At 42.2% G+C, this 23,952-nt stretch carries 22 protein-coding genes and 1 pseudogene; 19 read left to right on the plus strand and 4 right to left on the minus strand.

The window, feature by feature from the left end; genetic code table 11:
• Positions 1 to 6: 6 nt before the first annotated feature.
• A complete protein-coding gene (locus D5018_RS04005; RefSeq protein WP_121837714.1) occupies positions 7 to 1,782 on the plus strand; it encodes a hypothetical protein in 1,776 nt (591 codons plus the stop codon).
• Here D5018_RS04005 and D5018_RS04010 read toward each other — a convergent pair.
• Positions 1,779 to 2,846: a tyrosine-type recombinase/integrase gene (locus tag D5018_RS04010; protein ID WP_121837715.1), complete on the minus strand. Its 1,068-nt coding sequence runs from the start codon at positions 2,844 to 2,846 to the stop codon at positions 1,779 to 1,781. The genes D5018_RS04005 and D5018_RS04010 overlap by 4 nt on opposite strands.
• Before the next feature lie 173 nt (positions 2,847 to 3,019).
• Positions 3,020 to 3,604: a VOC family protein gene (locus D5018_RS04015; protein WP_121837716.1), complete on the minus strand. Its 585-nt coding sequence runs from the start codon at positions 3,602 to 3,604 to the stop codon at positions 3,020 to 3,022.
• A gap of 114 nt (positions 3,605 to 3,718) precedes the next feature.
• Here D5018_RS04015 and D5018_RS04020 point away from each other — a divergent pair, with 114 nt between their 5' ends.
• The 3 genes from D5018_RS04020 to D5018_RS04030 all read left to right on the plus strand — a co-directional run bounded on the left by D5018_RS04020 (position 3,719) and on the right by D5018_RS04030 (position 6,592).
• Positions 3,719 to 4,180, plus strand: a complete 462-nt coding sequence (locus D5018_RS04020) for a hypothetical protein (RefSeq protein WP_133309230.1) — start codon at positions 3,719 to 3,721, stop codon at positions 4,178 to 4,180.
• A gap of 110 nt (positions 4,181 to 4,290) precedes the next feature.
• Positions 4,291 to 5,121: an ion transporter gene (locus tag D5018_RS04025; RefSeq protein ID WP_121837718.1), complete on the plus strand. Its 831-nt coding sequence runs from the start codon at positions 4,291 to 4,293 to the stop codon at positions 5,119 to 5,121.
• 10 nt (positions 5,122 to 5,131) lie between these two features.
• Complete coding sequence (locus D5018_RS04030; RefSeq protein ID WP_121837719.1) at positions 5,132 to 6,592, plus strand: MATE family efflux transporter; 1,461 nt, start codon at positions 5,132 to 5,134, stop codon at positions 6,590 to 6,592.
• Here the strand turns inward: D5018_RS04030 and D5018_RS04035 are convergent.
• Together D5018_RS04035 and D5018_RS04040 are read right to left on the minus strand one after the other, a co-directional pair.
• Positions 6,558 to 6,755, minus strand: coding sequence for a DUF2986 domain-containing protein (locus D5018_RS04035; RefSeq protein ID WP_121837720.1), 198 nt, complete (start codon positions 6,753 to 6,755; stop codon positions 6,558 to 6,560). The two genes, D5018_RS04030 and D5018_RS04035, sit on opposite strands and share 35 nt — an antisense overlap.
• Positions 6,730 to 7,686 (minus strand): tRNA-dihydrouridine synthase, encoded by a 957-nt coding sequence (locus D5018_RS04040; protein ID WP_121837721.1) that lies wholly within the window; start codon positions 7,684 to 7,686, stop codon positions 6,730 to 6,732. The genes D5018_RS04035 and D5018_RS04040 overlap by 26 nt, the downstream gene beginning before the upstream one ends.
• 295 nt (positions 7,687 to 7,981) lie before the next feature.
• Between D5018_RS04040 and D5018_RS04045 the strand changes: the two genes are divergently transcribed.
• From D5018_RS04045 to cysN, 15 genes and pseudogenes are all read left to right on the plus strand, one after another.
• On the plus strand, positions 7,982 to 8,470 hold the full coding sequence (locus tag D5018_RS04045; protein ID WP_121837768.1) for an HvfA family oxazolone/thioamide-modified RiPP metallophore: 489 nt from the start codon (positions 7,982 to 7,984) through the stop codon (positions 8,468 to 8,470).
• Between the two features lie 110 nt (positions 8,471 to 8,580).
• Positions 8,581 to 9,420: an HvfB family MNIO-type RiPP peptide maturase gene (locus D5018_RS04050; RefSeq protein WP_121837722.1), complete on the plus strand. Its 840-nt coding sequence runs from the start codon at positions 8,581 to 8,583 to the stop codon at positions 9,418 to 9,420.
• A complete protein-coding gene (locus D5018_RS04055; protein WP_121837723.1) occupies positions 9,420 to 10,160 on the plus strand; it encodes an HvfC family RiPP maturation protein in 741 nt (246 codons plus the stop codon). The genes D5018_RS04050 and D5018_RS04055 overlap by 1 nt, the downstream gene beginning before the upstream one ends.
• A 137-nt stretch (positions 10,161 to 10,297) precedes the next feature.
• Positions 10,298 to 10,423: a hypothetical protein gene (locus tag D5018_RS22235; RefSeq protein ID WP_279386876.1), complete on the plus strand. Its 126-nt coding sequence runs from the start codon at positions 10,298 to 10,300 to the stop codon at positions 10,421 to 10,423.
• Positions 10,424 to 10,605: 182 nt separating this feature from the next.
• On the plus strand, positions 10,606 to 11,514 hold the full coding sequence (glsB, locus tag D5018_RS04060) for a glutaminase B (protein WP_121837724.1): 909 nt from the start codon (positions 10,606 to 10,608) through the stop codon (positions 11,512 to 11,514).
• A gap of 13 nt (positions 11,515 to 11,527) precedes the next feature.
• Positions 11,528 to 11,905 carry a YbaN family protein gene (locus D5018_RS04065; protein WP_121837725.1) on the plus strand — a complete coding sequence of 126 codons (378 nt, stop codon included), beginning with the start codon at positions 11,528 to 11,530 and terminating at the stop codon, positions 11,903 to 11,905.
• Positions 11,906 to 12,118: 213 nt separating this feature from the next.
• The gene (gene apt, locus D5018_RS04070; RefSeq protein ID WP_121837769.1) at positions 12,119 to 12,664 is read left to right on the plus strand and encodes an adenine phosphoribosyltransferase; all 546 of its coding nucleotides are present in this window, start codon (positions 12,119 to 12,121) and stop codon (positions 12,662 to 12,664) included.
• Positions 12,665 to 12,783: 119 nt separating this feature from the next.
• Entirely contained in the window at positions 12,784 to 15,108 is a 2,325-nt protein-coding gene (dnaX, locus tag D5018_RS04075) for a DNA polymerase III subunit gamma/tau (RefSeq protein ID WP_121837726.1), read from the plus strand.
• 45 nt (positions 15,109 to 15,153) lie between these two features.
• Positions 15,154 to 15,486, plus strand: a complete 333-nt coding sequence (locus tag D5018_RS04080) for a YbaB/EbfC family nucleoid-associated protein (protein WP_121837727.1) — start codon at positions 15,154 to 15,156, stop codon at positions 15,484 to 15,486.
• A gap of 412 nt (positions 15,487 to 15,898) precedes the next feature.
• A pseudogene (locus D5018_RS04085) lies at positions 15,899 to 17,710 on the plus strand (assimilatory sulfite reductase (NADPH) flavoprotein subunit).
• A complete protein-coding gene (cysI, locus tag D5018_RS04090; protein ID WP_121837728.1) occupies positions 17,710 to 19,416 on the plus strand; it encodes an assimilatory sulfite reductase (NADPH) hemoprotein subunit in 1,707 nt (568 codons plus the stop codon). The pseudogene D5018_RS04085 and the gene cysI overlap by 1 nt, the downstream one beginning before the upstream one ends.
• Entirely contained in the window at positions 19,394 to 20,155 is a 762-nt protein-coding gene (locus D5018_RS04095) for a phosphoadenylyl-sulfate reductase (protein ID WP_121837729.1), read from the plus strand. The genes cysI and D5018_RS04095 overlap by 23 nt, the downstream gene beginning before the upstream one ends.
• A 10-nt stretch (positions 20,156 to 20,165) precedes the next feature.
• The gene (cysG, locus tag D5018_RS04100; RefSeq protein WP_121837730.1) at positions 20,166 to 21,575 is read left to right on the plus strand and encodes a siroheme synthase CysG; all 1,410 of its coding nucleotides are present in this window, start codon (positions 20,166 to 20,168) and stop codon (positions 21,573 to 21,575) included.
• A 31-nt stretch (positions 21,576 to 21,606) separates the two neighbouring features.
• Complete coding sequence (cysD, locus tag D5018_RS04105) at positions 21,607 to 22,515, plus strand: sulfate adenylyltransferase subunit CysD (RefSeq protein WP_121837731.1); 909 nt, start codon at positions 21,607 to 21,609, stop codon at positions 22,513 to 22,515.
• A 10-nt stretch (positions 22,516 to 22,525) separates the two neighbouring features.
• Positions 22,526 to 23,950, plus strand: a complete 1,425-nt coding sequence (gene cysN, locus D5018_RS04110; protein ID WP_121837732.1) for a sulfate adenylyltransferase subunit CysN — start codon at positions 22,526 to 22,528, stop codon at positions 23,948 to 23,950.
• The last annotated feature ends 2 nt before the right edge of the window (positions 23,951 to 23,952 follow it).

Here is a 23,952-nt window from a genome sequence, read left to right on the forward strand (position 1 = left end):
CTTATTATGTCAATTACAGGAATTACCGCCACCGATGACAATGGCGTTAAGCGTATTACTAATGCTCAGTTATCAGCGAACGCCACCATTGATGGCGAAACTGTTATTTTAGATGGTCCATCGAGCCAATTAAAAGCAACGGGGTTACCTGGTATCACTATCAAAAATTCACAAATCAAAATTGATGCGGATACGCCCAACAATGCTGATGATGCCAGTTGTTTTACCTATGGTGCACGACAAAACGACAACAGCCGATTAAGAGTTATCGATAACTCAACAGTATTAATCGCGCCGTTATCCATCCGTAAAAACATGCACATTTCAGAAGTATCGAATAGCAGCGTGATTGAAAGCGGTGGCACTAAGAATATGTTTTGTTATAGCCAGCGTAACTGCATTATTCAAAATGCCGTTTTTCGTGGTATCAATGTTTGGGAAATATTTGGCGCACCTTCTATTGCAGCAGGTATTACCATTGATGGTGCAAACTTCGGTTATTTAAACTGGGAAACGCCACGGCTAGATTTCCTTGGCTTTGCCGTAAAGAATATTCAAACGGCTCATGCGTGGGTGGGTTCTGGTAATGGTGGCAATAACCATGTGTGGCACTGGAATAATGATCCTTCGTTTGATAACACCAAGTTAAGGCTACAAGCACAAAATAATCGTTATTATGAAGGAATCAGCATTGCTTATCAGTTTATGGATCGTGATTCTGGCAATCCCGTTGAAAACGTAACGGTAATTTATCGTGATAATTTTCAATCTAATACCTCAGTTCGTGGGCGATACAAAACCGATAATCAAGGCAAGTTAACCGGTACATTTGACAGTAAAAACAGAAGTAATGGCTCAAATGAATCACGGCCAGCTTTGTTTATGTTGGATAAATTTTCAGATACCAACGGCAATGATCACCAAAGCCCGGGCGGCGGCAGTAGTTATTCAATTCGAGATGTTGAAAATAAATTAGAAGTACGCTCTTATCTACATGAGGCTCCTGCAGGTTTTGGCGAAACTGATGTATTTAACTTATCTTCACCAATCGGAGCGTTAAACCCTGATTATTCAGTGGCTCAGTTCTCTCGTTTTGTGATGGTGCCCGATGCCATGATCACTGAAAGCGACCAAGCAGCTGTGGCGGCATACACTACCATTGAGAACTCAGCAAAGTTTTACGATCGAGTGAAAAAGAACTGGGCTGATAATGATTCACAACCTACGGTAGCAAAACAAGACTCCACCATTGATGCTGGAAGTTTGAATATTGTTATCAACGCCACAGCGAGTAATGCTTTTGCTATTTCTGGTAACACCATCACCATTAAAGCCAGCATATTTACAGGCAGCATTAAAACCACTGGCACTGTGACACTGCAAAATGGTGCAACGGTAAGCGGCACGATTCAAGACAGTAATGGCGATAGCTCAATCAGTGTTACTGTACCAGCTGGGTTTGATACCATTAGCGTTCATGCTACTCAAGCCGATGCAGATAACGGCACTAATACATTAGCCAGTGGGTTAAGCTTCCGATATCAATCATCAAGTAGAGGTGACACAGATATTTGGTACCGCTTAATCAAAAATGATGGCTCAGAAATCGTGAGTAAATATCGCTTACCATCTGGCGCAGGTATTTACACCACAAACTTGGTTGTTACCGCAGAAAATGCCGCATTAGGTCAGATTGTGAATGATATGGCTCAGCTAAAGGCTGATTTAGCCGTTGCTAAATTACAATCCACCATTGCGGCCACCAATACTCAGCCAGTTTAACTGGCTGTTTGGTTTTCTTTGTCTTGTAATCGATTCGGGAATAAATCAGTGTAAATTTGCCAGAGTGTATTAATGTTTTTATGGCCTGTCACTTGTGCCACTTCATCAATGGCATAGCCTTTTTCTAATAACCGGCTTGCGCCTTCTCTTCTTAAATCGTGGTACCTCAGATCTTTAATTCCTAATTCTGTCCTTGCGTCTTGAAATCCTTTACTTACGGAACGTTTATTGAAAGGAAATATCCTTTCATCCGTCTTGGGTTGTTTCTGGATAATTTCCCAAGCCCCACCAATTAACGGCACCATCATGTGGTTGCCTATCTTTTTACGTGGATCTTTTCTATCACGAACCATCACCGCTTTTTGTTTTTTGTCAACATCTTCCCAACGTATCGAACAAACTTCTCCAATCCGCATACAACTTAAAATTGAAAAGTCTAAGATATCAATAAAAGGGATCTTGCCGCATTTGTAGGATTGCCTTTCAACCAATCGAGCTTTTATTTTCTCCAATTCATTATCAGTTGGTCTGCGGCTGCGTTTTTCAGCTTTAAAAATAACTCTTTGATCATACAGTGCAATTTTTGCTTCATTGACACATTCATCACTGACTTCATAACCAAAATTCGGTTTAGCCAATCGCATGCACCATTTCAAGTATGACAGTTGTTGCATTACCGTTGAGCCTTTAACACCAGTTGCACACCTATTTTTCGCATAGGTAACAACATGATGAGCTTTAATGTCAGTAATCGACAGTGTTGCTAATTCAGACTCTTTAAGCTTGGTCAAAACATAACGCTTGGTATCGCCAAGGTGGATTTGGTTGTCATTAAGATATTTATCAAGTAATTCAGATAAAGAAATTTGACTGCAGACAGCTTTAACACCATGTTGAGTTAATTCTTGAGAACGTTTCTTTCCCCAAGCTTCAGCCGCCGCCTTTTTGATAAATGTACGACTTTCGTTAAATACAATCTTACCTTTGTTTTTAACCCTAACCGCACACCGATATCTGGGTGAGCCATCAGCCCTAATACGCTTTTCAACTCGATAAAACGCCATAACCAATCCTAAACCTTGGGTACCTGAACTTTAAACAGTAAAATATTTAAGGGTACCCCAGTGGGTACCCGTTAAAATAAGAATAATGTAAAAACCTTGAAAATACTAGATAATAAACGGTAATCAGAAACCCTCGGTTTTAAAGGTTAATTTGCCGACAGGGCGCTATGCTGCTATATTTCAGAGGATTCGCTTAAGATAATGTCTTGAATTGAGTGAGGATGCAACTTAATACAAATGTTATCTTTTTTTAACGCAATAGTTGGATTGGCTAAGCGTTCATGTTCACCACAAGGGCTACTGAGTTTGACCTTAACTCCGGTTTGACCGTTTATGTGTGGTGCTAATTGTGGGATGACGGATAATACATCTTCAGTTAATTGGTCACAGCTCTTTGCATGGCTAGGAACAACAAACTCTACATGCTCCCACCCCTCTTCTGGATATATTTTATCATTGGGATAAGGTAGCTCAATGCAAGGTACTTCCTTGCCATTAAGAATCAATGGCTGAGTTAATTTAAATATCAAAATGGGTCTTCCATTGATGATATTTTCTGAAATGACTGTCCCTCTCAATTCTAAAAATGCTCGGAACTGATCTGCAAGAAGCGTTGAGTTAACGCGAATCGCGGCGTGATCACACTCTAAACTTAAGGCAGAAAGAGATAATTCTTTTTCAAGTTGTTGAATCTTTTTTGAGAATATTAACCATTGCTCATCAAGAATGTTTTTTACTTTTTTGGGTATTGCTGGCATTTAAGAATCACTAAAATTTGGGCGTACAATATTATATTCCAAAAAGTACTTTTAATTGAATAATACAACTGTCTCACAATGAATCTCTATTTCGCTTATTTATACGAGGTTAATGTGGCCGGACAACCAGTCGTAAATACACAAGGCTCGGACAGCAGCATCTCAAGTTGTCGTGATGGTGCCAATCAGCAAGAAGGTCTTAGTGTTGATTTGAATCAGAAAAGTTATCAAGTAGATAGTTCATTGTCGGGGGATACAAGAGCACTCTCTCAACAAGGTGAAGCGCCAGTTGCTCATGCGTATAAGGGGTTTCATGAGCAAAACGCAAATTCGGTAGTGATCTATTACAGCAATGGTGCTGTAGTTGACTCGAAAAGTGAAAAGGCCTTTGTCTCAAAAGGGCCTTACAGGCCTCCCCAGTATAGAAACGCAGTAAATGCTCAACCTCTGGATGAAGGAAAAATTTTACCCACTGTACGTGTAGCAAAACAACAGCAAAAGTATCAATATTATGGAGCGTGGCCTAAGGGGGATAAAGGTCGTGCAGATAAAAGTGATAATTGGAGAAACCCCTAATATTTTGGTTGTCTAGAGCTATAAAACCATTAGAAAACAAACGAACTTCAATCAAAAAAACCTTTAGGTGGTATTATTATTTAATTACTTAAATATACGTCATGTAAAAAATGGAAAAAACACAGCCAGATGGCACACCTTTTCAGCTTCTTCTTCGTAGAGTGATTTTTGGTACTGATACATTCGCTGGTAGAGCATTCGATATTGCCTTAATCATCAGCATTGTGGCAAGCGTATCGTTACTGTTGTTGGATACGATTAATTCAATTCATCAACAATATGGTGAAGTGTTAAGTATTCTTGAATGGAGCTTTACGATTCTTTTTACCATAGAGTATGGTTTACGCATTTATAGCAGTGCTAATCGATGGTCCTATTTCCGCAGTTTCTATGGTGTGGTGGATTTACTTTCTATTTTACCTAGCTATTTGATGCTGATTTTCCCTGGTGCCAGTTTTACTTTAGTCATAAGAGTACTTCGCTTATTTCGAGTGTTTAGAGTCTTGAAGCTGATTCGCTATTTAAGTGAAGGTAATCTTTTACTTAGAGCAATGCTGCAATCTTCTCGTAAAATCTTTGTATTTTTCTTTTCGGTAAGTCTGATTATTTTGGTCTTAGGTGCAATTATGTATGAAGTAGAAGGGCCTGAAAATGGCTTTACTTCAATTCCTACATCAATCTATTGGACGGTCGTGACCATTACTACAGTGGGTTATGGTGATATTACGCCACATACTTATTTAGGAAAAACCATTGCTGCATTTACTATGCTGTTGGGGTACTCCATTATTGCAATTCCTACAGGTATTTTGACGGCTGAGATTTCTCAAGAAATAGGCAAACATAGAGATTTACGAAGTTGTAGTAACTGCTCTACGACGGGTCATGAATCCAAAGCGCATTACTGTTATCACTGTGGTGCTGAACTGCAAGAGATTTAGAGGGCATAAAATGTCACAAGCGAAGTTTGTGGAAGGTTCAATCATGCGCCATATCTGGGTGATGACGTCCACAGCCACAATCGGTATTTCGACGCTCTTTTTAGTCGATTTATTAGATATTTATTTTTTAAGTTTATTAGGAGAGCAAGAGTTAGCCGCGGCTGTAGGCTACGCGGGTACCATTACTTTTTTTACGACCTCTATTGGTATTGGCTTGGCGATAGCTATGGGGGCAACAGTTTCAAAAGCTTTGGGGGCAAAACGCAAAGATGATGCAAAACGGCTAATGATGAGTGCATCAGCCATTACTGTTATCACCAGTTTGATTCTAACTGTGATTGTTACGCTGTTGATCCCTGATTTAGTCTCTCTCATAGGTGCTAAAGGCCGTACAGCAGAGCTTGCTGAAAGCTACTTATATATTTTAATCCCCTCAATGCCAATAATCTGTTTAGCTATGGCGCTGGGTGCAGCACTTCGTGCGGTTGGCGATGCCAAACTTTCTATGATGTCTACCATTGCTGGTGGCTTTGTTAACGCAGTATTCGATCCTATTTTTATTTTTGGGCTAGGAATGGGAATTGAAGGTGCTGCGATCGCTTCTGTTTTGGCGAGAATCGCTGTGTTAGTGATTTCTTTTCGTGGTGTTTTTATTAAGCACCAGCTTGGTACTAAGCTCACTCTTCCAGAGTTGAAAGCTGACTTTTCCCCCATTTTTGCTATAGCGGGGCCTGCTATGCTGACGAATGTGGCTACCCCAATAGGAAACGGTTATGTGACTAAAGCGGTAGCTGAATTTGGTGATGCTTATGTTGCTGGTTGGGCAGTAGTTGGGCGAATTGTGCCAGTCGCATTTGGAATGATCTTTGCTCTATCAGGTGCTATTGGGCCAATTGTCGGGCAAAATTATGGTGCAAAACAATTTGGTCGAGTAAGACAAGCATTGACCAACGCGTTGCAGTTTAGCTTTTTGTATATCCTTGCTGTATCGGTATTAGTATTTTTATTACAAGATTATGTGATAGTTGGCTTTAAACTTGGCGGTAATAGTGCTGAATTAGTCAGTTTCTTCTGTACTTTTATTGCTGTCGGTTTTGTATTTAATGGCGCTTTATTTGTCGCAAATGCTTCTTTTAACAACTTAGGAAAGCCTAAATATTCCACCTTTTTCAATATTGGTAAAGCAACTATAGGCACAATTCCGTTTGTTTATGTTGGCGCGAAACTTTGGGGAATTGGTGGTGTACTTATCGGGCAAGTTATTGGTGGTGCCATCTTCGCTCTGATTGCAGTCTGGGTAGCTTATCGACATATTAATACTGTCGAAAGAAAAGAAGCAGTGGAAGAAGATGACACTGAAGTAATGACGAGTTCAGCTAACAACCCATTATCGTCTACTTGTACTCAAATGGGGCAGCTAAATGAAGAGGAAGGCGTTACGCCTCCTGCTCAATCGGATTGCCGTCGCTAGCGACCGAAATTTCAGCTTGTTGTTCAGCTTCGAGTTTAGCTCGTTCAGCCTTAGAAATGTAACGAGGCTTTTTTGTATTATTGTCGCCACCGCACTTAACCTTATTTAATTTGGCTTTTGCGCGTTTGGCGATTTTTTTATTGATTTTTTGACGTTTGTTCATGCTTTGCGTATTCCAATGCTTGGATAATTTCTTCAGTGGTTTTAAATATTCGTAAAGTACGGAAAAGTTCTTTGGCTTCAGGATACTGACGATTTAAGTAACTGAACCACTGTTTGATACGAGAAGGATAATAGCAGGATTTGCGACCTTCAAGCTCCTTTTCACTGTATTTCAACATTAACTCTAGTGCTTGCGGCCAAGAGTATGCAGGGTTATCGGTTTTAATTTCTTCTGCCAGATTGGGCAAAGATATTGCTCCTCGTCCTACCATTACATCGCTGCACCCAGTTTGTTCCATACAGCGTAATGCATCTTGTTTGTTCCAAATTTCGCCATTCGCTATTACAGGTATTGGCAGCTTTTGATTGATATCTGCAATATACTCCCAATAAGCAGGTGGCTTGTAGCCATCCACTTTACTTCTGGCATGAACGGCAAGCTCGTTGGCACCAGCTTCATAAATTGCAAGTGAGTTTTCCATGTATTGGCTTTTATCTTCAAAGCCTAAACGAATTTTTGCAGTGACAGGGTGCTGCTCGGGAACAGCCTGACGTACAGCCTTCACAATATCATGGACTAAATTTGGTTCATTTAATAAAACAGCACCACCTTTATTGCGGTTAACTATTTTTGCTGGGCAACCGAAGTTAATGTCAACTCCATGGGAGCCTAATTCAATAGCTCTTAATGCATTTTTTGCTAAAGCTTCAGGGTTTTGCCCAAGTAACTGTATTTTTACAGGGGTGCCTGAGGTGGTGTACCCGCCATTTAATAGCTCTGGGCATAACTTTGTGAACACTTTTTCGGGTAATAATTGATCTACAACACGAACAAATTCAGTTACCATGAGGTCGTAGGGATTTATCGCAGACAAAATGTCTCGCATCAAATCGTCTACCACCCCTTCCATCGGGGCCAAAATAACTCTCACTAGGTTGCCTTAAACATTTACTACAAGCGGAAAAGGTCAGAATTGTACCTTTTGTTTATGTTTTGAGGTAGAGGTTTTAATTGAAGTAGTGATCCGCCAAAAACATGAAGCCGTAGTTACAATCATAAATTATTGAAATTTTTCGTATGTCATTTAGGCTAAAAAATGGCCGCTTGAAAAAAATTAGTAATTAAAATGAAATACTATTGATAGTCTGCGGGTCATATAAGGCAAGTTAACAATGTTACCGCTTGGTATCGACAATTTTAAAATTTCATTAAGAGAGGGAAGGTATATGAGTTCTGTTAAAAAGACTGCAGTTGCAGCTGCGCTAGGTACTGTTGTAATGGGTTCTGCTTTTGCGGTTCAAGCTGGACAAGCTGGAACTTTCGGTTTTGAAGAGCTTCAACAAGGTTATCAGCTAGTTGCTCCTGACGAAGGCAAATGTGGTGAAGGTAAGTGCGGTGGCAAAGCTGAAAAGAAAAACCACGAGGGTAAATGTGGTGAAGGCAAGTGCGGCGGCGACGCTAAGAAATCACACGAAGGTAAGTGTGGCGAAGGCAAATGCGGTGGCAAAGCTAAGAAATCACACGAAGGTAAGTGTGGCGAAGGCAAATGTGGTGGCAAAGCTAAGAAAGCACACGAAGGTAAGTGTGGCGAAGGCAAGTGCGGCGGCAAAGCTAAGAAATCACACGAAGGTAAGTGTGGTGAAGGCAAATGCGGCGGTAAAGCTAAAAAATCACACGAAGGTAAATGTGGCGAAGGCAAGTGCGGTTCTAAGTAATCTATTTACTTCTGCTAATTTTACCTAAGGCCGGCATTTGCTGGCCTTATTTTTCTCAGTCAGTATTATTCTGAATGCGAGCTATTCAAAATAGTGCTAAGGAAAAAATGATGTCTATACAAAATCAGAATTTAGTGGGATTAGGACTTCGACGAGAGATGCTCGACGAGTTTTGTGAAGCTGTCCCAGAGCAAATTAATTTTTTTGAAGTTGCACCTGAAAACTGGATGACGATGGGAGGCATGTTTGGTCGTCAATTTCGTGAGCTAACAGAAAAGCATACTTTTTATTGCCATGGCTTATCGTTATCTATTGGCAGTCCTGCACCTTTGGATACCCAGTTTGTTCAAAACGTAAAACATTTCTTAGATCTTCACAATATCGATATCTATTCAGAGCACCTAAGCTATTGCTCTGGAACAGGGCATATGTACGACTTAATGCCAATTCCTTTTACTGAAGAAGCTGTAAAGCATGTTGCATCACGCATTAAGCAAGTCGAAGATATTACTGAGCGTCCGTTTATTTTAGAAAATGTTTCTTATTACGCGGCCCCTGGCTCAGAAATGTCAGAGCTTGAATTTGTTAATGCCGTGTTGAATGAAGCAGATTGTAAGTTGCTACTTGATGTGAATAACATATACGTTAATTCTGTAAATCATGGCTATGATGCGAAAACATTTTTAAAGAATATGCCAACCGAACGCATTGCCTATTTGCATGTGGCTGGTCATTATGTTGAAGATGTTGATCTTATTGTTGATACACATGGTGCTGATGTCATTCAACCTGTGTGGCAATTGCTCAAAGATTGCTATGAAATCCATGGTATTCATCCAACATTATTAGAACGTGATTTTAATATCCCTTCCACTGAGACATTGCTAAAAGAGTTAGATCAGATCCACACAATACAGCAGTTAACTGCAGAGCAAAAAAGGAGTGCATAATGCAGTTTATTGATGTGCAAAATGAGTTTATGGCATTCATTCGTGATCCCTCTCGCCCTTTACCTGCGGGCATGACAGAAAAACGGATGAAGGTATATAGCGAACTGTTTTTTAATAATGTTCATAACTTCGTTAGCAGTGGATTCCCAGTTTTAAAATCGCTTTACGAAGAAGAAGATTGGAATGTAATTGTCCGTGACTTTTTCATTAATCACGATTGTCATACCCCAATCTTTGCTGAAATCGCGGAAGAGTTTTTAGTTTTTTTGCAGACGCGGTATCAAACAAAAGATACTGATCCTGCATTTATGCTCGAGCTAGCACATTATGAATGGTTGGAGTTGGTTGTCTCTATCGCTCAAAGTAGACGCAACCTTGAGCCTTTGTCGGTAGATGATATCACTGAAAAGCCATTATGTTTGTCAGATTTTGCTCGAATTGCTCAATATTCTTATGATGTGCAGCATATTGATGAAGATTATCAACCGTCAGAACCGTTAGAAGTTCCAGCATTCTTTTGTGTTTTTCGCGATAAGCAAGAAGAAGTAAGGTTTTTAAGCTTAACGCCGCTAACTGCTCAAGTGTTGTCGTATATTGAGCAAGCCGAAACGACCAATTATGATGAACTTGTAGCTTGGTTAGCTGGAGTTTATCCGCAAATGGAAAAAGAAAATATCCAACAAGGATGCTTGCAGCTTTTAACGCAAATGGTTGAAAAAGAAATTGTTATGACTCAATAAAGCTTGTGAGTTAACGTTCTAAATAAAATTTTTGTAGATAACCCTATAAACTGTGGGTTTTTAGTCTTGGTTTAAGAAGGTAGAATGCAGCAAAATTTGATCTAGATCAAAAAATAAAAGTAATTCTAGGAAGTATTATGAGCAGTAACGAGCCGTTTAAAGACCCATTTACCGTTTTTCATTTCATCGGTTTTTTATGTGTGTTGTTGTTACCTACATTGCCAGCATCACTCACTTGGTTGAAGCTAACAGGCGTATTATAAACACTCTATTAGATACAAAAAACTCATGCCTCGGCATGAGTTTTTTTATGGGAAAATTAAACGTCTTTCACCTAGTCAATTTCGTATTTTGAACGTCTGTTACCATCATTTCTAGCCGTATAAACGTAAATACAATAGAATTTAAAATATGTTGTTAGGTCGAGAGCTAGTATTACTCGAATATGGATTCTCTACTCCAAAAAATTTATAAAGACATTTCCCCTTTGATTGGCCAAGGGAAAGTGGCTGATTATATTCCTGCACTTGGCGCCGTTGATTCCAACCAGTTTGGGATAGCAATTTGTAGCAATGATGGAGAGATATACACTTTAGGTGATGCTCATAAGCCATTCTCAATCCAAAGTATTTCTAAAGTTTTTAATCTGATTCTTGCCCTTGAATTGAAGGGGGAGGAGTTATGGACGAGAATTGGTCGTGAACCATCGGGATTGCCTTTTAACTCCATAGTGCAGCTTGAATATGAGCATGGAATACCGAAAAACCCCTTTATCAACGCTGGCGCGCTAGTGGTGTCTGATGTCAATCAATCACACTTTGCCTCCCCTCGTATTGCAGTCAGAGAGTTTGTAAAAAAGCTTTCAGGAAATCCAAACATTCAAATTGATAAAGTGGTTGCAGATTCAGAGTTTGAACATAAAGCCAGAAATGCATCTATGGCTTACCTTATGCAGTCCTACGGGAATTTTAACAACGATGTTGAAAGTGTGCTTTACAGTTATTTTTGTAATTGTGCCATTACTATGTCTTGTGTTGATTTAGCAAAGGCAATTAACTTTTTAGCTAATCGTGGATACAGTAACATTAAGAAAAAACAGGTGCTTACCAAGAACCAAACACGACAGGTTAACTCTCTTTTAGCTACAAGTGGTATGTATGACGAAGCAGGCAGTTTTGCCTATAAAGTGGGATTACCTGGTAAAAGCGGCGTAGGTGGTGGCATTATTGCTATTGTTCCGGGGCAGTTCTCTATTTGCGTTTGGTCGCCTGCCTTAAATGATGCAGGAAACTCGTTAGCTGGTGGCGCAGCACTAGAATCAATGACTAAACACATAGGTTGGTCGATTTACTAGAAAAGGAAGTACAGTGATAAAACGTGGACTATACGCAGCAGTAGGGCTGTTGTCAGTGGGATTAGGTATTTTAGGAATTTTCTTACCCTTGTTGCCCACAGTGCCATTTATTCTACTTGCTTTATATTGCTTTGCTCGTTCAAGTCAAAGATTACATAGCTGGTTGCTGAACCACCCTTGGTTTAAAGAGGCTATTGCTGATTGGCAACGACATAAGGGCTTAAGAAGAAGCTTAAAAAAGCGAGCGATGGTGTTATCAGCAATTAGTTTTATGGTGAGTATTATCATTGTTCCTATCGTTTGGGTAAAAGGCATGTTGTTTATTATGGCTAGTGTCTTATTAATCTACTTATGGTGTTTGCCGACGTTACCTAAAGAACCAGATCGATAAGTAGGTGAATATCACTCATTTTGTGAGCAATCCCATGCAATTTTTTTCTCAGTGAGTTGCAATAACAATCAATCCACACTAACATTTGTCGGCAATTGAGGCCCTGTTCAAAATCTTATTCTGCTAAAAGCTGAAATAATAAGATAGTTGCATAGGGCTTTTTTATTTTGTTTCTTAGAAACAACCAAAAAGAGAATTTAAGTGAAGTTTGCTATGACTACTGAAACCCTAGCCTATATAAAGCAAAGCATTAAAACCATTCCTGATTACCCTAAAGCAGGCATCATGTTCCGTGATGTAACCAGTCTACTTGAAGACGCAAAAGCGTATCAGGCTACCATTGCCTTATTGGTAGAGAAATACAAATCAATGGGCTTTACCAAGGTTGTGGGTACAGAAGCTCGTGGCTTCTTATTTGGTGCGCCATTGGCTTTAGAGCTTGGCATTGGTTTTGTTCCTGTTCGTAAACCAGGTAAATTGCCTAGAACGACAATCTCTCAAGATTACGAGCTTGAGTATGGTACTGATACGTTAGAAATTCACACTGATGCAATTGTTGAAGGTGACAAAGTATTGGTGATCGATGACTTATTAGCGACAGGTGGCACAATTGAAGCTACTGTTAAACTTATCCGCCAATTAGGTGGTGAAGCTAAACACGCTGCGTTTGTTATTTCACTACCAGATCTTGGTGGCGAGCAACGTTTAGAAGCACTAGATTTAGATATATACAAATTGTGTGATTTCGACGGCGAGTAAATCATCGAAAAACGTTCAAAGGACTGAAGGGCTCTGGTTTACGTATTAATAGCATGTTATCTTGCTACAAACCGTAAACCAGAGGATTTGTCCCAAAATGGGGACAAGTAGGGAGATACATGTCATATCAGGTGTTAGCCAGAAAATGGCGCCCTGCCACATTCGAGCAAGTCGTGGGCCAAGCTCATGTGCTACATGCTTTAGTTAATGCGCTTACCCAACAACGTCTTCACCATGCCTATTTATTTACTGGAACTCGCGGTGTAGGTAAAACCAGTTTAGCTCGCTTATTTGCTAAAGGCTTAAACTGTGAAACAGGTGTAACGGCAACGCCATGTGGACAGTGCGACAGCTGTATTGAAATCGCTCAAGGTCGATTTGTGGATTTGATTGAAGTGGATGCCGCTTCAAGAACCAAAGTCGATGATACTCGTGAAATTTTAGATAATGTTCAATATCGACCAACCCGAGGTCGTTATAAAGTTTATCTCATTGATGAAGTTCACATGCTTTCTCGTAGCAGTTTTAATGCGCTACTAAAAACGCTAGAAGAGCCGCCTGAGCACGTGAAGTTCTTATTAGCGACCACCGACCCTCAAAAATTACCTATCACGGTATTATCTCGTTGTTTGCAGTTTAACCTGAAAAGTTTGACCCAAGAAGATATTGGCAATCAGCTAAAATATGTGCTTGAGCAAGAACAGCTCAAACATGAGCAAGAAGCGTTAACATTATTGGCTAAAGCCGCGAATGGCAGTATGCGTGATGCATTGAGTTTAACCGATCAAGCTATTGCTTTCGGTGGTGGTGAAGTTATGCTCAAGCAAGTTCAAACCATGCTTGGAAGCATAGATGAACGTCATGTTATTGGTTTACTTCAAGCATTATGTCATGCCGACGTAAATGAATTGATGACAGAAACCGCGAAAGTGATCAGCTTTGGCGCAGAGCCAGAAGAAGTCCTCAGAAGTTTATTGGAATTGTTGCATCAAATCACGCTGACTCAGTTTGCTCCAGCCGCTTCACAGCTGTCCATGTACGCTGAGCAAATCAAAGCTTTTGCTGAGCAATTGTCGCCAGAGCAAGTACAGCTTTATTATCAAATCTTACTTTCAGGGCGCAAAGAATTACCTTATGCGCCCGATCCAAAATCTGGATTAGAAATGGCACTGCTTAGAGCTATCGCCTTTGTGCCGCAAGCGCCTGTAACAAAGTGGGAATCAAAACCATCAGAACAAGCACCAGTATCAGAGCCTGTTAAGATAAATGTTCCAGAAGTTGTAGCTGAGCCCGTACAAACGCAAGTAGAGCAGGCTGTTGCTCCTCAACCATCACAAGTTGAAGTGAAAGCTAACACTGAAGTTGATGAGCTAGAAGCTGAGCAAGCTTTGTTAATGAGTCAAGCTGAGAGCCAAGGTTATCAGCCTCAAATGGTTGATACTCCAGCGGGTGATATTGCAACTAATAACGGAGACATGCTAAATGCAGAGCCTCAGCTAAATGATAGCGTTACGCAAATGCCAGAGCCGTCTGTTGTTGCTGAACGAATGCAAACTGAAATGGTATCAACACCTGATCAAACTCCAATAGAGAGTGCCGTAAAATCTTCAAGCGATGATCCTCTAGATCAAATTTTACAGTCTCGTGATGCTTTATTGTTTGATTTAGAGTCTGAGCAAGGTGATGAGGACGCTCCTGCAAAAAAGGCTGAACCTCGAAGCAAACGCAGTTTGTCTGTGGAGAGGAAACCTGTAAGTGATACTAAAGAAAAACCAAATAATAGCTCCAAAGAAGTTGATGCAGTAAAAGCAGAAGCGCCAAAAGATACGCCCCCTTGGGAAGAGCCAGTTGTTGAGTCGCCAGAGGGAGAAAAATCTTCTGTTGCAACGGCTGAAGCAGCATCAAAGCCTGCTTCAGCTGAGCAAGTACAGCAAACTAACCACGAAGCTACTGAAGTTGTTGAAAAATCACAGTTACCACAAACAGAGGTTGAAGGTGATTCAACCGATTTATATTGGTACAAGCTAATGTCGCTACTAGAACTAGGTGGACGAATCAGACAGCTAGCAGTGAACTCTGTCTGTGTTCAATTTGCTGAGCAACTACAGCTATTGCTGAAACCTGATCAGAAACACTTAGCAGCCCCAGGAGCTATTGAGCAGCTGAAGACTGAGTTAGAAAAGTATTTAGAGCAAAGTATTTCATTAGATGTTCAAATTGGTGTTGATGATACCAAAGAAACACCGCTGGAAATCCGAAAGCGCTTTCATCGTTCATTGTTAGATGAAACAGAGCAACTACTTAATGATGATCAGCATGTTTCTTGGTTAAAACAACATATGGGAGCAAGCTTAAACATCGATAGTTTAGGTTTTCCACGAGAAAAAATGCTTGCAAAAACTGCAAGCATAGCCAAATTAGATTTTAATAGTGCCAAAAATTAAGTAACATTGGCGACAATATGTAAACAGACCTTAGAGAAGAATTGTATGTTTGGAAAAGGTGGAATGGGCAACTTAATGAAGCAAGCCCAAATGATGCAAGACAAAATGGCCAAGATGCAGGAAGAAATTGCTCGCATGGAAATGACGGGTGAAGCTGGGGCTGGTCTTGTAAAAGTAACCATGACAGGTAACCACAACGTTCGTAAAGTAGAAATTGATCCAAGCCTACTTGAAGATGACGATAAAGAAATGCTTGAAGATTTGATTGCTGCAGCATGTAACGATGCGGCTCGCCGAGTAGAAGAAAATCAAAAAGCTAAAATGGCAGAAGTAACAGGTGGTATGCAGATGCCTCCGGGCATGAAAATGCCGTTTTAAATTCAAGCCCTTTAAAATAGCGCCTTTGGGCGCTTTTTTTTATCTTATACCGTTCACATCAATTAACTGTGTTATAGGGAAGCATTAGCGAAGGAAATACAAGGCGCAATGACGAATCATAGCCTTAGCTATGGTAAGGAATTGCAACGATGTAGTTGCAAAGCTAAGGCTTTAACTAAGACATAGTTAATTGGTACGAACGGTATTAGACATAAGGCCTGACTTAGTTGACAAGAACAAACGCAACCAGTCTGGTTTTCATTGTGTTCAAATTATAAGTTCCGCAGGTCAACCCTTAATCAGCACAACTTTTAACCTTACTAAAAGTTATAAAATATACTTATCTATTATTTTTGAATATTTATCTAGGCCGTTAATCTGGCACGTCATACTGTATAAGGAACGTCGTGCCATGTCACTCAAGGAAATATCGGCTATAGCCAGTCCTCTCACGGATCAGCAGATCCGTAAACTGCGGCAGGCAACCGCTGAATTAACGTCACAGCAGATGGTGTGGCTAAGCGGGTATTTATGGGGTTTAAGTCAACCTCAACTAACGGGGCAGCAACAGATAGAACAACAAGCTGCTATGGCTGATCAACCCGCAAGTAAACTCACTATCATTTATGCCTCCCAAACAGGTAATGCTAAGGGCGTTGCCGAAACTCTGAAAGAAGAGGCGATTGCCACAGGTGTGGTCGTGGAATGTTTTGCCGCTGGGGATTACAAAGGTAAGAATTTGTCGAAGGAAAGCCATGTCATTATTGTTGCTTCCACCCATGGTTAGGGAGAAGCACCAGATGATGCCATTGCATTGCATGAGTTTTTGCAATCAAAGAAAGCTCCGAAGTTGTCGAAGCTGAAATATGCGGTGATTGGCCTGGGTGATTCCAGTTACGAGTTTTTCTGTCAGACAGCTAAAGATTTTGATAACTACCTCTCAAAACTCGGTGCCGTACCAATGCTGCCGCGATTGGATTGTGATGTTGATTACGATGTACCGGCCGCCGAATGGCGACAACAGGCTTTGGGTAAAGTTAAGCAAACCTTATCAACTGATGATGCCAATGAGGTACAGCTTCCGCTTAACCACGAGTCCCCCGTGGTATCTGCTTATACTAAGCAAAATCCATATTCGGCAACCTTACTGACTAATCAGAAAATTACAGGTTGTCATTCCAGCAAGGACGTCCGTCATATTGAAATTGATCTACAGGGCTCTAATTTGAGTTATCAACCGGGTGACGCTCTGGGCGTTTGGTATGAAAATGATCCTGCTTTAGCCGATGTTGTCACCACACATGTCGGCCTGGATGGTTCTGAGATTGTTGAGGTGGACGGAGAGCATTTATCGCTGAAACAGGCGTTGATCAGCAAATTTGAAATTACCGCCGCTAATCCTCAACTGGTAACTCGATTTATAGAGCTTACTGGAAGTAAAAAGCTCGCCAAGTTACTAGAAGATAAAGACAAGCTGCGCCGTTATGCTGGTGAGCATCAGGTGGTTGATGTGCTGGCTGAAGATAAAACTAAACTTACGCCAGAGCAGCTTATCGGTTTGCTACGCAGGCTGACTCCACGTCTATATTCAATTGCTTCCAGTCAGGAAGAAGTGGGTGAAGAAGTTCACCTGACTGTAGGGGCTGTAGAGTACGAGTATGGCGATGATATTCGACAAGGCGGGGCATCCGGTTATCTTTCCCGTCGCCTTGAGGAAGGTGGAGAGGTGAAAGTCTTTGTAGAGCCTAATAGTAATTTCAAGTTACCCGCTGATGATAGTACCCCTGTGATCATGATTGGCCCCGGCACTGGTATTGCACCGTTTCGCGCTTTTGTTCAAGAACGGGATAACCGAGATGCGCTCAGTCAGAACTGGTTATTCTTTGGTGACAGAACATTTACCGAAGATTTCCTCTATCAAGTTGAATGGCAGAAGTTCCTCAAATCTGGAGTGCTTACTCAGATGGATGTGGCGTTTAGCCGTGATCAACCGGAAAAGCTCTATGTTCAACACCGAATTTTAGAACAGGGTGAGCAAGTATGGCAGTGGTTACAGGAAGGGGCACATGTTTACGTTTGCGGCGATGCAAACCATATGGCGAAAGATGTCCACGAAGCCCTTATTACAGTTGTTGAGCTACAGGGTCAACAAAACCGTGAACAGGCGGAGCAGTATTTGAACGATCTTCGCAAGAACAAACGTTATCAAAGGGACGTGTACTAATGAGTGAAAAAAAATTATCAGATAATGAACGCATGAAGCGTGAAAGTAACTTCTTGCGTGGCACTATTGTCGACGGCTTAGCTGACCGCATGACTGGTGGTTTTTCTGCGGATAACTTTCAACTTATTCGCTTTCACGGTATGTATCAGCAAGATGATCGTGATGTTCGTGCAGAGAGAGCCAAACAAAAGCTTGAGCCTATACACAATGTCATGCTGCGTGCGCGGATGCCGGGGGGAATCATTACCCCGACACAGTGGTTGGCGATAGATAAATTTGCAGAAGAGCACTCATTATATGGCAGTATTCGTTTAACTACCCGCCAGACATTTCAGTTTCATGGTGTTTTAAAGCCCAATATCAAGCTAATGCATCAGACGTTGAATCAAATAGGAATTGATTCTATCGCCACCGCAGGGGATGTGAACCGCAATGTATTGTGCACATCTAATCCAGTAGAGTCGGAGCTGCATCAGGAAGCCTATGAATGGGCGAAAAAGATCAGCGAGCACCTGCTGCTAAAAACCAGAGCTTATGCCGAGATCTGGCTCGATGGCGAGAAGCTGGAGACCACAGATGAAGAGCCGATTTTAGGTAATACTTATCTTCCTCGAAAGTTCAAAACAACCGTGGTGCTCCCACCACAAAATGATGTTGATGTGCACGCGAATGATCTTAACTTCGTTGCGATTGCCGAGCAAGGAAAGCTGGTGGGCTTCAATGTTTTGGTTGGCGGTGGCTTGGCGATGACCCACGGTGATAAGTCCACATATCCGCGCAAAGCTGATGATTTTGGATTTATACCTTTGGAGAATACTCTTGATATAGCTGCCGCAGTAGTAACGACTCAACGAGATTGGGGCAACCGTTCTAACCGGAAAAACGCTAAAACCAAGTACACGTTAGATCGTGTCGGAGTTGACGTCTTTAAAGCTGAAGTCGAAAAACGGGCTGGAATTGTGTTTACTCAGAGTCGCCCTTATGAGTTTACAGGAAGAGGTGATCGATTTGGTTGGGTCGAAGGCATTGATGGTAAGCATCACCTGACTCTGTTTATCGAAAACGGTCGTTTGTTGGATTATCTCGGCAAGCCACTTAAAACGGGTGTTGCTGAAATAGCAAAAGTTCATAAGGGTGATTTTAGGATGACCGCCAACCAAAATCTGATTGTGGCGGGCGTAGATGCGAAAGATAAAAAACAAATCGAAAACATCGCGCGTGAGTATGGCTTACTCGATAACCGCGTCAGTGAACAGCGAAAAAATTCAATGGCATGTGTTTCCTTTCCAACTTGTCCACTTGCCATGGCTGAAGCAGAGCGGTTTTTACCTGAGTTCGTCACAGATGTAGAAAGAGTTTTGGGCAAACATGGCTTAGGTCAGGATGAAAACATAATCTTGCGTGTCACTGGCTGTCCTAATGGTTGTGGAAGAGCGATGTTGGCCGAGATTGGTTTGGTGGGTAAAGCACCGGGGCGATATAACCTGCACATTGGTGGTAACCGTAGTGGAACACGAATACCTAAGATGTACCGCGAAAACATCACGGTAGCACAAATTACGGAAGAGATTGATTTGTTAGTTGGTCGTTGGGCTGTTGAGCGTGAGTCAGGGGAAGATTTTGGTGACTTTACCATCCGCGCCGAAATCATTGAGCCAGTTCTAGTATCTAAAAGGGATTTCTATGCCCAATTTCGAATTGTCTGAACTGCGACAACAGAATAAAGAGGAACAGATCCTCCAATTGGCCGAAATTAATACTGAGTTGGAAGCGCTATCTGCAGAAGAACGCATCCGCTGGGCACTGGATAATCTACATGGTGAGTTTGCGCTGGCATCCAGCTTTGGGATCCAATCGGCTGTCATGCTTCATATGGCTACCCAGATAAAACCAGATATTCCGATAATTTTGACCGATACCGGCTATCTGTTCCCAGAAACTTATCAGTTTATCGATAACTTAACTGCACGATTGTCGCTGGATCTGCGTGTCTATCGTGCTGAATCGTCGCCAGCATGGCAGGAAGCACGCTTTGGCAAGTTATGGGATAAAGGCGTAGAGGGATTAAAGACGTATAACCGCCTTAATAAGGTAGAGCCGATGAGGCGGGCGTTAGATGAGTTGAATGTTGGAACTTGGTTCTCTGGCTTGCGGCGTGAACAGTCAGAATCGCGTGCGACCTTACCGATCTTGGCTGTTCAGAATGGCTTGTTTAAGTTCCTGCCACTGATTGATTGGAGTAACAAAAAGGTTCATCAGTATCTAAGCACTCATGAGCTGCCTTACCACCCTCTCTGGGAAAAGGGCTATTTGTCAGTTGGTGATACCCATACTACCCGCAAGTGGGAGCAAGGTATGAAGGAGGAAGACACTCGTTTTTTCGGACTCAAGCGCGAGTGTGGCCTCCATGAAAATGACGGCGAATATGATGGCTCGGGGATTTAAGGATTTTTAAATGGACTACTTACCCATTTTTGCAGATTTGAAACACCGACCTTGCTTAGTAGTGGGTGGAGGCGAAGTGGCATGGCGTAAAGCGCGGATGTTGTTAAAGGCGGGCGCGGAAGTTCGTGTCATTGCGTGCGAAGTTAATGAGGAGTTTAAACAAGCCTTGCAGGCTGATGAGATCTCCTTGCTGTCCCAAGAGTTTTCCCCTGCCAATTTGGATGGGATTTTTTTGGCTATTGCCGCCACTGATAGTAAGACGGTTAATGCGCTTGTTTATCAATCTGCCAACCAGCGTCAGGTGTTGGTGAATGTTGTTGATGATACTAAGCGTTGCAGCTTTATTGTTCCTTCTATCGTTGATCGTTCTCCCATCATTGTGGCGATTTCCTCTTCCGGTCGAGCGCCGGTTCTTGCTCGGTTAATTCGCGAGAAACTTGAGGCCATGTTGCCTCAGCATATTGGAAAAATGGCTGAGATAGCTGGGCGTTTTCGTACGAAGTTGGCTAAAACCGTTAAAACGTTGGCAGGTCGACGTTACTTCTGGGAGCAAGCTTTTAACGGCCTTTTTTCTGAACTGGTGGCTGCAGGAAGAAGCACTGAGGCTGAGCAGGAGTTGCAATCTTTGTCCCGTAATGTTGAGCCGCAAGGACAGGTCGCATTGATTGGAGCTGGATCGGGGGATGTTGGGTTACTGACATTGCGGGCGTTGCAGTTGATGCAGCAGGCCGATGTGGTGCTCTATGACAATCTAGTTTCAGGTGAGGTGATGGAATTGGTTCGTCACGATGCTGAACTCGTTAGCGTCGGCAAGAAAGCGAGATTTCACAGTCTGCCGCAAGAAGAAACGAACCGTTTGTTGGTGCATTACGCTAAGCAAGGTAAGCGGGTTGTTCGTCTTAAAGGTGGGGATCCGTTTGTTTTTGGCCGTGGTGGCGAAGAATTGGAAGTCCTATTTGAAGCGGGTATTTCCTTTCAGGAAGTTCCGGGTATCACCGCAGCAGCGGGGGCGACTGCTTATGCAGGTATCCCTCTAACTCATCGTGATTATGCCCAGAGTGCGATGTTCATTACCGGACACCTTAAACTAGGTGCAGATCAACTCGATTGGGCGACATTGGCTCGCGAAAAGCAAACATTGATCATCTATATGGGACTGATGAAAGCCAGCCATATACAAAAACAACTGATCTTCCATGGCCGCTCGACAGAAACGCCAGTGGCGATCATCGAGCGAGGTACTCAGAAATCTCAAAAAGTATTGAAAGGTCAGCTTAATGAGCTGGCTCAATTAGCTGAGCATGCGGTTTCTCCTGCACTGATAGTGGTAGGAGAAGTTGTGAATTTATCAGAAAAACTGCATTGGTTTGGACAGCAGGAAAAGCACCAGCAGCTTTCAGCTGTTGTGAAGCTAGCATAGGAAAGTTATAGAGAATAGCATGGAGATAGAGATGGACCCCAAACGTTTAACCCTCCTCAAGCAGTTGGAGGCGGAGAGTATTCATATTATTCGTGAAGTGGCTGCCGAGTTTGATAATCCAGTGATGATGTATTCCATCGGAAAAGATTCATCGGTGATGTTGCACCTAGCCCGTAAGGCATTCTATCCGGGTAAGATTCCATTTCCACTTCTTCATGTTGATACCAATTGGAAGTTTCGTGAAATGATTGAGTTTCGCGATCGTATCGCAAAAAAGTATGGCTTTGACTTACTGGTACATAAAAATCCAGAAGGTTTGGCTATGGGGGTTAACCCATTTACTCATGGTTCGTCTAAGCATACAGACATCATGAAAACTCAAGGTCTTAAGCAAGCGTTGAATAAATACGGTTTTGATGCGGCGTTCGGCGGTGCCCGTCGTGACGAGGAAAAATCTCGTGCTAAGGAGCGAATCTATTCCTTTCGAGACAAGAATCATACTTGGGATCCGAAAAACCAGCGTCCAGAGCTGTGGAAAACTTATAACGGACAAATCAATAAGGGCGAAAGTATTCGTGTATTCCCTTTGTCGAACTGGACTGAGTTGGATATCTGGCAATATATCTATTTAGAAGGGATAGAAATTGTGCCGCTCTATTTGTCTGAGGTTCGTCCGGTGGTTAATCGTGACGGCATGCAGATCATGGTCGATGACGATCGCATGGAGCTGTTGCCGGGAGAGGAAATTGAGCACAAGAGTGTTCGTTTTCGTACTTTGGGATGCTATCCATTAACTGGAGCCGTTGAATCTGAGGCTAATACGCTGCAAGGCATTATCGAGGAAATGTTGGTTGCAACTTCGAGTGAACGACAGGGCAGGGCAATTGACCATGACCAATCTGGTTCGATGGAAATGAAAAAACGCCAAGGGTACTTCTAGGGAGAGGCTAATGAACAGCGCAATTGAACAACAAGTGTCAGACCTAGGTATCGAAGCCTACTTAGAACAGCACCAGAACAAATCTTTACTTAGATTTCTCACCTGCGGCTCAGTAGATGATGGAAAAAGTACTCTGATTGGTAGGTTGCTACAAGATTCTCAGCAGATCTACGAAGATCAGCTTGCGGCCATTCATGCTGACAGCCAAAGAATTGGTACTACAGGTGACAAACCTGATTTGGCACTCTTGGTCGATGGTCTGCAAGCAGAGCGAGAGCAGGGGATAACAATTGATGTAGCTTACCGGTATTTCTCCACCAAGCACCGTAAATTCATTATTGCTGATACGCCGGGTCATGAGCAGTATACTCGAAATATGGCAACCGGTGCGTCAACTTGTGATGTAGCGGTGATCCTAATTGATGCTCGCAAAGGTGTGCTAGATCAGACTCGTCGCCATTCGTACATTGCTAGCCTGCTTGGGATCAGGCATTTTGTTGTTGCAGTTAATAAGATGGATTTAGTGGACTTTGGACAGGCACGATTTGAGGCAATTCGTAATGAATATTTGGTGTTTGCTAAAAAGCTGAATCCTCAGGTTGAAATTACCTTAGTGCCAGTATCGGCGCTAGACGGGGATAATGTGGTTGAGACTAGCCAGCATACCCAGTGGTATGGTGGCAAGCCATTGCTTTCTATTTTGGAACACATCGAAATAGGGTTGGGAAAAAATAGCGGCGCATTTCGTTTTCCTGTTCAGTATGTCAATCGTCCTAATTTAGACTTCCGTGGTTTTGCTGGAACGGTGGCTTCTGGAATAGTGAAAGTTGGTAATGTCGTCAGAGCTCTGCCTTCTGGGAAAAGCTCCACGGTTACCCGTATCGTGACCTTTGACGGTGATTTGGAACAAGCCTATTCAGGTCAAGCTGTGACCCTGACGTTGCAAGATGAAATAGACATCAGCCGCGGCGATACGCTAGTGGCACAGAGCGATGAAGTGCCATTAAGCAATCATTTATTGGCTGATATTGTCTGGATGGCTGAAGCACCTCTAGAAATAGGACTTCACTATGATATTAAAGTCGCAGGTAAGAAGACAGTTGGCTCAGTGGAAGCTATACGACATCAACTTGATATCAATAACTTAGACACATTCGAGGTTGACCATTTGCCACTTAATGGTATCGGATTATGTGAATTGGCGCTTAATGAAGCTATTGCTGTAGATACGTATCAAGACTGTACCGATACCGGGGGCTTTATTTTGATTGATCGTATGACCAATGTGACGGTTGGGGCTGGGATGGTACGCGAGGCATTGAGGGATCAGAAACATACCAACCACTACAGTGGATTTGAAATTGAGCTCAATACTCTTATCCGTAAGCACTTCCCACACTGGGATTCAAAAGACCTCAGCAAGTTATTGGGATAAGC

This window comes from Parashewanella curva (genome assembly GCF_003675895.1).
Taxonomy (GTDB): domain Bacteria; phylum Pseudomonadota; class Gammaproteobacteria; order Enterobacterales; family Shewanellaceae; genus Parashewanella; species Parashewanella curva.

Excerpts from the sequence above, each read along its gene's own strand:
- D5018_RS04030 (WP_121837719.1), top strand. The coding sequence starts at position 5,132 with ATGTCACAAGCGAAGTTTGTGGAAGGTTCAATCATGCGCCATATCTGG.
- D5018_RS22235 (WP_279386876.1), top strand. The coding sequence starts at position 10,298 with ATGAGCAGTAACGAGCCGTTTAAAGACCCATTTACCGTTTTTCATTTC.
- dnaX (WP_121837726.1), top strand. The coding sequence starts at position 12,784 with ATGTCATATCAGGTGTTAGCCAGAAAATGGCGCCCTGCCACATTCGAG.
- D5018_RS04010 (WP_121837715.1), bottom strand. The coding sequence starts at position 2,846 with ATGGCGTTTTATCGAGTTGAAAAGCGTATTAGGGCTGATGGCTCACCC.
- apt (WP_121837769.1), top strand. The coding sequence starts at position 12,119 with ATGACTACTGAAACCCTAGCCTATATAAAGCAAAGCATTAAAACCATT.
- D5018_RS04080 (WP_121837727.1), top strand. The coding sequence starts at position 15,154 with ATGTTTGGAAAAGGTGGAATGGGCAACTTAATGAAGCAAGCCCAAATG.
- cysG (WP_121837730.1), top strand. The coding sequence starts at position 20,166 with ATGGACTACTTACCCATTTTTGCAGATTTGAAACACCGACCTTGCTTA.
- cysI (WP_121837728.1), top strand. The coding sequence starts at position 17,710 with ATGAGTGAAAAAAAATTATCAGATAATGAACGCATGAAGCGTGAAAGT.
- D5018_RS04050 (WP_121837722.1), top strand. The coding sequence starts at position 8,581 with ATGTCTATACAAAATCAGAATTTAGTGGGATTAGGACTTCGACGAGAG.
- D5018_RS04035 (WP_121837720.1), bottom strand. The coding sequence starts at position 6,755 with ATGAACAAACGTCAAAAAATCAATAAAAAAATCGCCAAACGCGCAAAA.
- glsB (WP_121837724.1), top strand. The coding sequence starts at position 10,606 with ATGGATTCTCTACTCCAAAAAATTTATAAAGACATTTCCCCTTTGATT.
- cysD (WP_121837731.1), top strand. The coding sequence starts at position 21,607 with ATGGACCCCAAACGTTTAACCCTCCTCAAGCAGTTGGAGGCGGAGAGT.
- D5018_RS04015 (WP_121837716.1), bottom strand. The coding sequence starts at position 3,604 with ATGCCAGCAATACCCAAAAAAGTAAAAAACATTCTTGATGAGCAATGG.
- cysN (WP_121837732.1), top strand. The coding sequence starts at position 22,526 with ATGAACAGCGCAATTGAACAACAAGTGTCAGACCTAGGTATCGAAGCC.
- D5018_RS04045 (WP_121837768.1), top strand. The coding sequence starts at position 7,982 with ATGAGTTCTGTTAAAAAGACTGCAGTTGCAGCTGCGCTAGGTACTGTT.
- D5018_RS04095 (WP_121837729.1), top strand. The coding sequence starts at position 19,394 with ATGCCCAATTTCGAATTGTCTGAACTGCGACAACAGAATAAAGAGGAA.
- D5018_RS04005 (WP_121837714.1), top strand. The coding sequence starts at position 7 with ATGTCAATTACAGGAATTACCGCCACCGATGACAATGGCGTTAAGCGT.
- D5018_RS04055 (WP_121837723.1), top strand. The coding sequence starts at position 9,420 with ATGCAGTTTATTGATGTGCAAAATGAGTTTATGGCATTCATTCGTGAT.
- D5018_RS04025 (WP_121837718.1), top strand. The coding sequence starts at position 4,291 with ATGGAAAAAACACAGCCAGATGGCACACCTTTTCAGCTTCTTCTTCGT.